Source organism: Paraburkholderia diazotrophica (assembly GCF_038900755.1).
GTDB classification, from domain to species: domain Bacteria; phylum Pseudomonadota; class Gammaproteobacteria; order Burkholderiales; family Burkholderiaceae; genus Paraburkholderia; species Paraburkholderia diazotrophica_A.
The window spans coordinates 205007-216391 of sequence record NZ_JBBPEN010000005.1 but is presented as its reverse complement, the minus strand read 5'-3'; the positions used below and the strand labels follow the sequence as shown (position 1 = coordinate 216391).

The 11385-nt window shown below is 62.5% G+C and carries 10 protein-coding genes; 7 read left to right on the top strand and 3 right to left on the bottom strand.

Features of this window, described 5'->3' with window-relative positions; translation table 11 throughout:
• Positions 1 to 81: 81 nt before the first annotated feature.
• Positions 82 to 885: an outer membrane protein assembly factor BamD gene (locus AABE10_RS17890; protein ID WP_428983346.1), complete on the bottom strand. Its 804-nt coding sequence runs from the start codon at positions 883 to 885 to the stop codon at positions 82 to 84.
• 92 nt (positions 886 to 977) lie between these two features.
• Between AABE10_RS17890 and AABE10_RS17885 the strand changes: the two genes are divergently transcribed.
• The 6 genes from AABE10_RS17885 to phaR all read left to right on the top strand — a co-directional run bounded on the left by AABE10_RS17885 (position 978) and on the right by phaR (position 8557).
• Positions 978 to 2267: an RluA family pseudouridine synthase gene (locus AABE10_RS17885; protein ID WP_342934608.1), complete on the top strand. Its 1290-nt coding sequence runs from the start codon at positions 978 to 980 to the stop codon at positions 2265 to 2267.
• Positions 2264 to 3124, top strand: a complete 861-nt coding sequence (gene pgeF / locus AABE10_RS17880) for a peptidoglycan editing factor PgeF (RefSeq protein WP_342934607.1) — start codon at positions 2264 to 2266, stop codon at positions 3122 to 3124. The genes AABE10_RS17885 and pgeF overlap by 4 nt, the downstream gene beginning before the upstream one ends.
• Positions 3125 to 3535: 411 nt before the next feature.
• Complete coding sequence (gene phaC / locus AABE10_RS17875; RefSeq protein WP_428983345.1) at positions 3536 to 5548, top strand: class I poly(R)-hydroxyalkanoic acid synthase; 2013 nt, start codon at positions 3536 to 3538, stop codon at positions 5546 to 5548.
• Between the two features lie 183 nt (positions 5549 to 5731).
• Complete coding sequence (locus AABE10_RS17870) at positions 5732 to 6913, top strand: acetyl-CoA C-acetyltransferase (protein WP_342934605.1); 1182 nt, start codon at positions 5732 to 5734, stop codon at positions 6911 to 6913.
• Positions 6914 to 7089: 176 nt separating this feature from the next.
• Positions 7090 to 7830, top strand: a complete 741-nt coding sequence (locus AABE10_RS17865; protein ID WP_342934604.1) for a 3-ketoacyl-ACP reductase — start codon at positions 7090 to 7092, stop codon at positions 7828 to 7830.
• A 148-nt stretch (positions 7831 to 7978) separates the two neighbouring features.
• Positions 7979 to 8557 carry a polyhydroxyalkanoate synthesis repressor PhaR gene (phaR, locus tag AABE10_RS17860; RefSeq protein ID WP_012400378.1) on the top strand — a complete coding sequence of 193 codons (579 nt, stop codon included), beginning with the start codon at positions 7979 to 7981 and terminating at the stop codon, positions 8555 to 8557.
• 112 nt (positions 8558 to 8669) lie between these two features.
• On the opposite strand, the gene AABE10_RS17855 is transcribed toward phaR, so the two are convergent.
• Both AABE10_RS17855 and AABE10_RS17850 read right to left on the bottom strand, forming a co-directional pair.
• A complete protein-coding gene (locus AABE10_RS17855) occupies positions 8670 to 9041 on the bottom strand; it encodes a hypothetical protein (protein WP_342934603.1) in 372 nt (123 codons plus the stop codon).
• 95 nt (positions 9042 to 9136) lie between these two features.
• The gene (locus AABE10_RS17850; RefSeq protein WP_342934602.1) at positions 9137 to 9658 is read right to left on the bottom strand and encodes a hypothetical protein; all 522 of its coding nucleotides are present in this window, start codon (positions 9656 to 9658) and stop codon (positions 9137 to 9139) included.
• Between the two features lie 332 nt (positions 9659 to 9990).
• On the opposite strand from AABE10_RS17850, the gene rimO reads away from it, so the two are divergent.
• Complete coding sequence (rimO, locus tag AABE10_RS17845; RefSeq protein WP_342934601.1) at positions 9991 to 11382, top strand: 30S ribosomal protein S12 methylthiotransferase RimO; 1392 nt, start codon at positions 9991 to 9993, stop codon at positions 11380 to 11382.
• Positions 11383 to 11385 lie beyond the last annotated feature (3 nt).

The following is an 11385-nucleotide window of genomic DNA, read 5'->3' as shown; positions in this document are numbered from 1 at the left end:
GAGCACCAGAGCGAGCCGCACAAACAAAAACGCCACGGTATCGAACCGTGGCGTTTTTTATATCGGCTGACGATCAGCGGATCAGAACTGCCACCACGCCTTTTCCTTACCCGGACGCGCATGCCCCGTGATATACGGGCTGTCCGGGAACGTGCCTGCCAGCACGCGCTTCGTATCGTCGGCGAGCTGCGGCTGGTCCAGCTTCTGATACGACAGCATCATGATATGCAGCGCGTCTTCAATCGCGGGCGCGTTCTTGTATTCCCTGATCGCGAGCTGCGCGCGGTTGATCGCGGCCACGTACGCGCCGCGGCGATAGTAGTAGTCGGCCGCGTGCACTTCGTGCGAAGCCAGCGCGTTCACGATATAGCGCATGCGCTGAGCGGCATCGGGCGCATACTTGCTCTGCGGATACTTGTCGACGACCACCTTGAAAGCGTCATATGACTCGCGCAGCGACTTCGGATCGCGCTCGCTCATGTCCTGACCCGAGAAGCGGCCGAACAGACCGAGATCGTCGTTGAAGTGGATCATGCCCTTCAGGTAATACGCGTACGCGATGTCCGGATGGTCCGGGTGCAGCTGGATGAAGCGGTTGACGGCCTGGTCGGCGGCATCCGTTTCGCTGTCCTTCCAGTTGCAGTACGCGACGTTGATCTGCGCCTGCTGCGCAAAGTGGCCGAACGGGTCGCGGCCTTCGAGCGCTTCGAAGTATTTCGCGCACTTGCCGTAGTCGCTGCCGTTCAAGGCGTCTTGCGCCTCCGTATATAATTTATTGTTGGTCCACGTCGCGGTTTCGTCGGTCTTCTGAGGCAGGCCATGACAGGCCGCCACCAGCGCAACGGCTGCCGCGCAAGCGACATAGCTGGCCACCTTCCTGGCCATCTGTTGGGCCACCGTCTTTCGAACAGTTTGAGTAATGATGTTCAAGGCTCGCATTTTCCAGTCTAGCTTTACGTCCAGGTGACCCAGTCTCGATGACCCGTTCCAATACTCCGCGCCCCGCACAGGGCGCGCGGAAGAGCAACAAGGATTATAGCCCAAGCGCAAACCCCGCCGACGCATTGCCGGACGATAGCGCAAGCGCTGCGCTCGACGACGATTTCGGCGGCGACGCACTCGCTTCCGAAGCGCCGACCATCGCTGCCGAAAGCGCCGCGCCGCGCGCGGACGAAGCGCCGCGCGTCGTCACGGTGCCGCCCGAGCTTGCGGGCGACCGGCTCGACAAGGTGCTCGCGAAGGTCTTTCCCGAGTTTTCCCGCAGCCGTCTGCAAAGCTGGATCGATGCGCAGCGCGTGCGCGTCGACGGACAGCCCGCGAAGATCCGCCAGCCGGTGCCACTTGGCGCGACGATCGAGCTCGTGCCCGATCTGCTGCCCGAGCAGCTCGCGTTCACGCCGGAACCGGTGCCGCTCGATATCGTCTATGAGGACGAGACGCTCGTCGTGATCAACAAGCCTGCCGGGCTCGTCGTCCATCCCGCCGCCGGCAACTGGAGCGGCACCGTGCTGAACGGTCTGCTGCACCGCTATGGCGATGCCGCCGCGGGCTTGCCGCGCGCAGGCATCGTGCATCGGCTGGACAAGGAGACGTCGGGGCTGATGGTGGTCGCGCGCACGCTCGAAGCGCAAACGGATCTCGTGCGCCAGTTGCAGGCGCGCACGGTCAAGCGCCGCTATTTCGCGCTCGTATGGGGCAACATGCCGGAAGAAGGCACGATCGACGCGCCCATCGGCCGCGATCCGCGCGAGCGCACGCGCATGGCCGTCGTGACGGGCGCGGCGGGCAAGCCCGCGCGCACGCACTTCAGGCGAATCGATTCGACGCTGTGGGAGCGTCAGCCCGTGTCGGCGATCCATTGCGATCTGGAGACGGGGCGCACGCATCAGATCCGCGTGCATTGCGCGCATGTCGGCCATCCGCTGCTCGGCGACCCGGTGTATGGCCGCGCGCGCGGCAAGCGGTCGGTGACGCCGCTGCCGGGCGGCTTCGCGCGACAGGCGCTGCATGCATGGCGGCTCGCGCTGGTTCATCCTCGGACGGGCCGCACGATGCAGTGGCGCGCCGATGTGCCGGAAGATATGGCCGCCTTGTCCGAAGCGCTTGGGCTGGGCCGCGAGCATGAAGACGAGCACGACGAAGACTACGACGAATACGAAGCGTTCTACGACGACGAAGCCGATGCATCGTCCGATGCGGAAGAGTACATCGACGAGGACGAAGCGGACGAAGCAGACGGATCACACGACAAGGACGATCGCGCATGACGCTGCCTGACCTGACGATCAAAGACGTGCTGCGGCCCGAGTGGCGCGTGTCGCCGCGCGTGCATGCGTTCGTCACGACGCGCAACGGCGGTGTGAGCCTGCCGCCGTTCGGCACGTGGCGCGATGGCGTCGACGGGCCGGGCGGACTGAATCTCGGCAAGAAGTCGGGCGACGATCTTGCGCATGTCGAAGAGAACCGTGCACGCGTGCTGCGGCTGACCGGGCTCACCGGGATCGACCGGGCGGCGTGGCTGTCGCAGGTTCACGGCGCGACGGTCGTGAATGCCGACGACGCGCTCGCCGCCGCAAAGCGCGGCGAGCCACCCGTTCAGGCCGACGCGAGCGTGACCGACAAAACGGGCACGCTGTGTGTCGTGATGATCGCGGACTGCATGCCCGTGCTGCTGTGCGATCCGCAAGGCCGCGCGGTCGGCGCCGCGCATGCGGGCTGGCGAGGTCTCGCTTCGGGTGTCGTCGAGAACACGGCGCGGCGTGTCGCGTCGCTCGCGGGCACTGACATGTCAGCGCTGCACGCTTACCTGGGTCCGTGCATCGGCCCGGCGGCTTTCGAGGTCGGACCAGACGTGCGTGACGCCTTCATGAAGGGTGTCGGTGGCGCACAACGCGATGAGCTCGCAAGCGCCTTCGCCGATCACCCTGTGAACGCGGGCAAATACCTCGCGGATCTGCCCAGGCTCGCGCGTCTGCGACTCGCGCAACTCGGCGTGATGCAGGTAACGGGTGGCGATCATTGCACGTTCACTCGGCGCGAGCGTTTTTACTCATATCGACGCGATCGCGAGACGGGCCGAATGGCCGCGATGATCTGGCTCGCGGACGATAACGTGCCGTTCTAAGTCCCGCTGCGAAAAGGCCTTTTGCTGCGCCAGACACATCGCGAAGACGCTTCGCGAGCGTTCGTATGCTGCACTGCGCGAACGTAAGAAGACCTATGCGGTTGGGCAGCGCATAAGCGTTCCGCGGCTGTGTGGATCAGGACAGGAGCCCGTCATAGCGGGCTCTTTTTGCATTGCACAGCGCGACGACGCACGAGATCGCGAAACGCCTTGATGCACATCGGGAAAACGATAATGAAAAAAATCCCGCACTGCGGCAAAATCGGGAGCAAGCATTGACATGCCTTGCGATGGGGCGCAAGAATGTTCTTCACAGGGCAAGGGCGCCGAGTGGTCGCGATCCGATCGCGGTCTGCGCGCCAGAGCCTGCCTCTCAACCCGTCCGCGAGGACTCTTCGGTCAAAAGCAGGCATGGTTGCATCTCAAACTTCCTCGAATTCTTCTCGCAAGGACACCTCGTCAGACCGCGCTCAGCAAGAAGCGAATGCGGCAGGGGTTCAGCAATGGTTCGACGCATGGATGAACGCATGGCGTTCGCTAGGCGCGCCGGCCGCAGCAAATGGCAATCCGTTCAGCGTTCCTTCCATGCCGGACTTCGCGAAAGCGGCGACGGGCCAGGCGGGTTCGCTGCCATTTTCCAATCCGTTCGTCGAGCAGATCGCCCGGCAGTTTGCCCGGACGCAGGGACAACCGGACGGCCAGGCTTCGGGCCAGCCGTTCAACGCATTCTTCGGACAGGCGTTCAATCCGCAGCTTGCTCAACAGTTCGCGCCGCAGTTTGCGCAACAGTTCACGCAGCAGCTCGTGGGACTGAAGGTGCCGAGCGCGTCGATCCCGCCCGCGCGGCTTCAGCAATTGCAGTCCGACTATTCGCGCGACGCGATGCAGTTGCTGCAGCAGGCGACCCAGGCGGCGTCGGCTGGCATCGAGCTCAAGGACCGCCGCTTCAGTTCGGAAGCCTGGAAGACGACGCCCGTCTACACGTACACGGCCGCGTGGTATCTGCTGAACGCGCGCTATCTGCAGGAACTCGTCGACGCGATCGAAACCGACCAGAAGACACGCGAGCGCATCCGCTTCGCCGTGCAGCAATGGACGGCCGCTGCATCGCCGAGCAACTTCTTCGCGCTGAATCCCGAAGCGCAGAAGACGCTGCTCGAAAGCAACGGCGAGAGCCTGCGCCAGGGTGTGATGAATCTGCTCGGCGACATGCAGCGCGGCAAGATCTCGCAAACGGACGAATCCCGTTTCGGCGTCGGCAAGAATCTCGCGATGACGGAAGGCTCCGTCGTGTTCGAGAACGAACTGATGCAGCTGATCCAGTACAAGCCGCGCACGGCGACGGTCCACGAGCGGCCGCTGCTGATCGTGCCGCCGTGCATCAACAAGTACTACATCCTCGACCTGCAGCCCGACAACTCGCTCGTCGCGCATGCGCTTGAATCCGGTCATCAGGTCTTTCTGATTTCGTGGCGCAACGCGGACCAGTCGATCGCGCACAAGACGTGGGACGACTATGTGTCCGACGGCGTGCTGAAGGCCCTCGATACCGCGCGCCAGATCAGCGGCCGCGAGCAGATCAATACGCTCGGCTTCTGCATCGGCGGCACGCTGCTGGCCGCGGCGCTGGCGGTCGCGGCGGCGCGCGGCGAGCATCCCGCCGCGTCGATGACGCTGCTCACGTCGCTGCTCGACTTCAGCGATACGGGCGTGCTCGACATCTTCGTCGACGAAGCGCATGTGCAGATGCGCGAGCAGACGATAGGCGGCAAGAACGGTATGCCCCCGGGCCTGATGCGCGGCATCGAGCTCGCGAACACGTTCTCGTTCCTGCGTCCGAACGACCTCGTGTGGAACTACGTCGTCGACAATTACCTGAAGGGCCGCACGCCGATGCCGTTCGACCTGCTGTACTGGAACAGCGATTCGACGAGCCTGCCGGGTCCGATGTATGTCTGGTACCTGCGCAATACGTATCTCGAGAACCGGCTGCGCGAGCCCGGCGCGTTGACGACGTGCGGCGAAAAAGTGGACCTGTCGCGCATCGACGTGCCGACGTTCATCTACGGCTCGCGCGAAGATCACATCGTGCCGTGGCAATCGGCGTATGCGTCGGTGCCGCTGCTGACGGGGCCGCGCAAGTTCGTGCTCGGCGCATCGGGGCACATCGCCGGCGTGATCAATCCGCCGTCGAAGAACAAGCGCAGCTACTGGTCGGTGGCCGGCGACGACAAGACGCTGCCCGCGAATCCGGACGACTGGTTCGAAGGCGCGACGGAAACCCCGGGCAGCTGGTGGCCCGAATGGACGAACTGGCTCGACCAGTACGGCGGCAAGAAGGTGAAGGCGCCGACGGAAGCGGGCTCGGCCGAATTCCCCGTGATCGAACCCGCGCCCGGACGCTACGTGCAGGTGCGCGAGTAATCGTTCGGGCGTCGAAGCAATTCAGGAGCGGTCGCCGTCGGAGTCAACGAGCGATCGCCGCAAACGGATAACGAGTGACGACGGAGTGAGACAGACGCTGTATCGCAGTAACGCTGACTGACCGGATTAACAACTTGACGGGCTACTGTGGAGTGACACGCCGCAGCCCCAAAGGAAATCGAAATGACTGACGTAGTGATCGTATCGGCGGCCCGCACGGCTGTCGGCAAATTCGGTGGGTCGCTGGCGAAGATCGCGGCGCCGGAGCTGGGCGCCACGGTGATCCGCGCCGTGCTGGAGCGCGCGGGCGTGAAGCCCGAGCAGGTGAGCGAAGTCATCATGGGTCAGGTGTTGGCGGCGGGTTCGGGTCAGAACCCGGCGCGCCAGTCGCTGATCAAGGCCGGCCTGCCGATGGCCGTGCCCGGCATGACCATCAACAAGGTGTGCGGCTCGGGCCTGAAGGCCGTGATGCTGGCGGCCAACGCGATCATCGCGGGCGACGCGGACATCGTCGTCGCGGGCGGCCAGGAAAACATGAGCGCCGCGCCGCACGTGCTGCCGGGCTCGCGCGACGGCTTCCGCATGGGCGACGCGAAGCTGATCGACAGCATGATCGTCGACGGCCTGTGGGACGTGTACAACCAGTACCACATGGGCGTGACGGCCGAGAACGTCGCGAAGGAATACGGCATCACGCGCGAAGACCAGGACAAGTTCGCAGCACTTTCGCAAAATAAGGCGGAAGCCGCACAGAAGGCCGGCCGTTTCGATGATGAAATCGTGCCGATCCAGATTCCGCAGAGGAAGGGCGACCCGCTGTCGTTCGCGACCGACGAATTCGTGCGCCACGGCGTCACGGCCGAATCGCTTGCGAGCCTGAAGCCGGCGTTCTCGAAAGAAGGCTCGGTGACGGCCGCGAACGCGTCGGGCATCAACGACGGCGCAGCCGCTGTCGTCGTGATGTCGGCGAAGAAGGCCGAGGCGCTGGGTCTGACGCCGATCGCGCGCATCAAGGCATACGCGAACGCGGGTGTCGATCCGAAGGTGATGGGCATGGGCCCCGTGCCGGCGTCGCGCCGCTGTCTGGAGCGCGCGGGCTGGAGCGTGAACGATCTCGACCTGATGGAAATCAACGAGGCGTTCGCCGCGCAGGCGCTGGCCGTGCATAAGCAGATGGGCTGGGATACGTCGAAGGTCAACGTGAACGGTGGCGCAATCGCGATCGGCCATCCGATCGGCGCGTCGGGCTGCCGTATTCTCGTCACGCTGCTGCACGAAATGCAGAAGCGCGATGCGAAGAGGGGGCTTGCCTCGCTGTGTATCGGCGGCGGCATGGGCGTGGCGCTGGCTGTCGAGCGTCCGTAAGCAGGACCGTTTCACAAGGAGGCCGCCACGCCGGCCGGCGTTCGCCAGAGGGCGGCCGGCGCGTGGCGCGGTCCAATGGCCTTGCAGGTGGCGCAAACCGCCCATGGCCATGGATATCGCGAAGGGCGAAGCACGAGGCGGCTGGCGTCTCGTAAAACGATAATGGAGTGTGTTTTATGTCACAACGAATTGCGTACGTAACGGGCGGCATGGGTGGCATCGGCACGAGCATTTGCCAGCGTCTGCACAAGGATGGCTTCAAGGTGATCGCGGGCTGCGGCCCGAACTCGCCGCGCCGCGTGAAATGGCTCGAAGATCAGAAAGCGCTGGGCTTCGACTTCGTTGCTTCGGAAGGCAACGTGGGTGACTGGGAATCCACCAAGGCCGCGTTCGACAAGGTGAAAGCTGAAATTGGCGAAGTCGACGTGCTGGTCAACAATGCGGGCATCACGCGCGACGTCGTGTTTCGCAAGATGACGCACGAGGACTGGACGGCCGTGATCGACACCAACCTGACGAGTCTCTTCAACGTGACGAAGCAGGTGATCGACGGCATGGTCGAGCGAGGCTGGGGCCGCGTCATCAATATTTCGTCGGTGAACGGCCAGAAGGGGCAGTTCGGGCAGACGAACTACTCGACCGCGAAGGCGGGCATTCACGGTTTCACGATGGCCCTCGCGCAAGAAGTGGCCACCAAGGGCGTGACGGTCAACACTGTGTCGCCGGGCTATATCGGCACGGACATGGTGAAATCGATCCGCCCCGATGTGCTGGAAAAGATCGTCGCGACGATTCCGGTGCGCCGTCTCGGCACGCCGGATGAAATCGGGTCGATCGTTGCATGGCTGGCGTCGGACGAGTCGGGCTTCTCGACGGGGGCCGACTTCTCGCTGAACGGCGGCCTGCATATGGGCTGATCCGTGGGCGTTCCGCTTTGTCGCAGCAAGGACGAAGCAGGGCGTTGCATGGTTCAGATGTTTCTGGCGGCGTCTTGTACGCGCAGTGTCAAGCTGCGCGTGCAACAGGACGCCGTTTCTGCGCTTCATTCGCGCTCAAAGGCTTTACATGACCACTACTACAAAGAAAACAGCCGAACGACTCATCAAGAAATATCCGAACCGTCGACTGTACGATACAGAGACCAGCACTTACATCACGTTGACTGATGTGAAGCAGCTCGTGCTGGATCAGGAGGATTTCAAGGTCATCGATGCCAAGAGCAACGAAGACCTGACGCGCAGCATCCTGCTGCAGATCATTCTCGAAGAGGAGAGCGGTGGTCTGCCGATGTTCTCTTCGCTGATGCTGTCGCAGATCATCCGTTTTTACGGGCATGCGATGCAGGGCATGATGGGAACGTACCTGGAAAAGAACATCCAGGCGTTCATCGATATTCAGAACAAGCTCGCGGATCAATCGAAGGGCCTATACGAAGGCAAGACGATGAATCCGGAGGTCTGGTCGCAGTTCATGAACATGCAGGCCCCGATGATGCAGGGGATGATGACGAGCTATATCGAGCAGTCGAAGAACATGTTCGTCCAGATGCAGGAGCAGATGCAGAACCAGGCGAAGACGATGTTCAGCTCGTTCCCGTTCACGCAGCCTGCGCCGCAAGGGAATCCGGAGCCGGAGAAAAAGTAGCCGGCGCAAGCGGTTCTTCAGGCGGGAACGCGTTCTTCTTGCGTTTCCGGCCAGGATGCCTCGATGAGTCCGCCCGGCGGCGCGCCGGGCGGTGTGGCGGCGTGTATGCCGTCTATTCTTCGATTGCCTTCAAAAGGCGGAAGTACTTGCCGTCGAAGCGGTAGTAGTACGTGCCACGGCCTTTTTCATTTCGGCTGCCGCGGACGATTAACAAGCAACTGTCCTTCCGGAATGAAAGCGGTTCGGTCACGTCGAGCGGCCAATCCGATACTGTGAACGGGACCATCGTGACGGCGCCCGTTCTCACATCGATCGCCGCTGCTGTGACGCAGCCCGCGCCGCACCCCCAACTCGCCATGACGAAATGACCTGCGAAATCGACAGGATGTTTCTGTACTTCCCTCAACTGGGTCGCATATCGACGGGTCTCGGCCGTGGTCAGTTTCAGGCGCGCTTGCTTTTGCACCGTTTCAGGTGTGGCCATGCAATTTTCAAATTTCGGCAAATCGTCGGACGCGATACACCGAATCGACACGGCCCATAAGATCGAAAGAAAACACAATGATCGGCGCATAACGTTCAATACCAGTGATGTCTCTTCCAAAAATCTTGCGCCGATTTCGCTGAGTGGTATCGGCCATAAATGTAACGGATGCCGCCCTGACATTCTTCGACAGCATTGCCGAAGGATTGCTCGCCATGCGGGTTCAAACCGTATTGGGCACGGAGCAACTGGTAGAGGCCCCGCGCTGTTGATGCGCCGTTGCGCGTGCCGACAATGCCGGCAGATTCCTGCGCCATGATCCAAAGGAGATCGTTGAAATCGGCGGATGAAACGCCTTCGAGTTCAATTGCGGATCTGAGCGCCGACTGAACGTAAAGCGGTACGACATTCGTCGACTTTTCTTGCCAGGATTGTTTCGAATGCTTGATTGGTCTGTGATTGTGGATATGCCGTGCGCTCATATTTGTCCTTGTCTGCTGATTATCCTGATGCTGTGATTTAAGTTGCCGCGTCGAAAACGCGTTCGGATAGATCTGGATAGGAAAATAATGAATGCGCGGTCGTAAATAAACCAGGGCGGTGTAATGTTTTGTCAAACCTCGAAGATCGGTAACGGAGCGCCCACGTGTTGTCGACAGGGCCATGTGTGGACAACAGGGAGCATCAAAAGGCGCGTCCGCCTATACGCCGTTCCTCATTCCCCGACCACGGTATAATACGCGGTTGCTTGCGCGAGGCCATTTCGATCGAGCGTCGACCACGCATCGCGCTACAGATCCGATCCACATGGCCCCAATTCGCGGCGGCCCGCAGTCGCGCTTTTAGCCGCCGCACGGTGCATCCACGTTTGCCGCGGTTTGGCGCTCGGGCTGCACGCCCAGGCCTTCATCTATCGCGCCACTCATCGCTTCTCGCCGGACCATTCTCTATGTCGCAGACCTCAACCCCCGCCGCGCCGACCGCCTCGACTCCGAAGGTCGGATTCGTTTCCCTCGGATGCCCGAAAGCCCTCGTCGACTCCGAACAGATCATCACGCAGTTGCGCGCGGAGGGTTACGAGATATCCGGCACGTATGACGGTGCAGACCTCGTCGTCGTGAACACGTGCGGCTTCATCGACGAAGCCGTCCAGGAAAGTCTCGACGCGATCGGCGAAGCGCTGAACGAGAACGGCAAGGTGATCGTCACCGGCTGTCTGGGCGCGAAGCAGAGCGCAAGCGGCTCGAATCTGATCGAAGAAGTGCATCCGAAGGTGCTCGCCGTGACGGGCCCGCATGCCGTCGGCGAAGTGATGCAGGCCGTGCACAGCCATTTGCCCAAGCCGCACGATCCGTTCGTCGATCTCGTGCCCGCCGCGGGCATCAAGCTCACGCCGCGTCACTACGCGTACCTGAAGATTTCCGAAGGCTGCAATCACCGCTGCACGTTCTGCATCATTCCGTCGATGCGCGGCGATCTCGTCTCGCGCCCCGTCGCCGAAGTCATGCTCGAAGCGGAGAACCTGTTCAAGTCGGGCGTGAAAGAGCTGCTCGTCATTTCGCAGGACACGAGCGCATACGGCGTCGACGTCAAATACCGCACGGGCTTCTGGAACGGCAAGCCGATCAAGACGCGCATGACCGATCTCGTCGGCGCGCTCGGCGAACTGGCCGCGCAATACGGCGCGTGGGTGCGTCTGCATTACGTGTATCCGTATCCGAGCGTCGACGAAGTGATTCCGATGATGGCGGAAGGACCGTTTAAGGGCCACGTGCTGCCGTATCTCGACGTGCCGTTCCAGCACGCGCATCCGGAAGTGCTGAAGCGTATGAAGCGTCCCGCGAACGCCGAGAAGGTGCTCGAGCGTGTGCGCGCATGGCGCGAGATCTGCCCGGACCTGACGATCCGCAGCACGTTCATCGCGGGCTTCCCCGGCGAAACGGAAGAGCAGTTCGAAACGCTGCTGGACTTCATCCGCGAGGCGGAACTCGATCGCGTCGGCTGCTTCGCGTACTCGCCCGTCGAAGGCGCCACGGCCAACGAGCTCGACGGCGCGCTGCCCGATGAAGTCCGCGAGGCACGCCGCGCGCGCTTCATGGAAGTCGCGGAAGAAGTGTCGGCGAAGCGCATTGCGCGCAAGGTCGGCAAGACGCTGAAGGTGCTCGTCGACGAAATCAATGCCGACGGCGGCATCGGCCGCACGGCGGCGGATGCGCCGGAGATCGACGGCGTCGTGTATATCGCGCCCGCGACGAAGGCGTCGAAGCGCTACAAGGTCGGCGATTTCGTGTCGGTGAAGATCACGGGCGCCGACGGCCACGACCTGTGGGGCGAGGTCTAGGCG

Excerpts from the sequence above, each read along its gene's own strand:
- AABE10_RS17865 (WP_342934604.1), top strand. The coding sequence starts at position 7,090 with ATGTCACAACGAATTGCGTACGTAACGGGCGGCATGGGTGGCATCGGC.
- phaR (WP_012400378.1), top strand. The coding sequence starts at position 7,979 with ATGACCACTACTACAAAGAAAACAGCCGAACGACTCATCAAGAAATAT.
- AABE10_RS17890 (WP_428983346.1), bottom strand. The coding sequence starts at position 885 with ATGGCCAGGAAGGTGGCCAGCTATGTCGCTTGCGCGGCAGCCGTTGCG.
- pgeF (WP_342934607.1), top strand. The coding sequence starts at position 2,264 with ATGACGCTGCCTGACCTGACGATCAAAGACGTGCTGCGGCCCGAGTGG.
- rimO (WP_342934601.1), top strand. The coding sequence starts at position 9,991 with ATGTCGCAGACCTCAACCCCCGCCGCGCCGACCGCCTCGACTCCGAAG.
- AABE10_RS17870 (WP_342934605.1), top strand. The coding sequence starts at position 5,732 with ATGACTGACGTAGTGATCGTATCGGCGGCCCGCACGGCTGTCGGCAAA.
- phaC (WP_428983345.1), top strand. The coding sequence starts at position 3,536 with ATGGTTGCATCTCAAACTTCCTCGAATTCTTCTCGCAAGGACACCTCG.
- AABE10_RS17855 (WP_342934603.1), bottom strand. The coding sequence starts at position 9,041 with ATGGCCACACCTGAAACGGTGCAAAAGCAAGCGCGCCTGAAACTGACC.
- AABE10_RS17885 (WP_342934608.1), top strand. The coding sequence starts at position 978 with ATGACCCGTTCCAATACTCCGCGCCCCGCACAGGGCGCGCGGAAGAGC.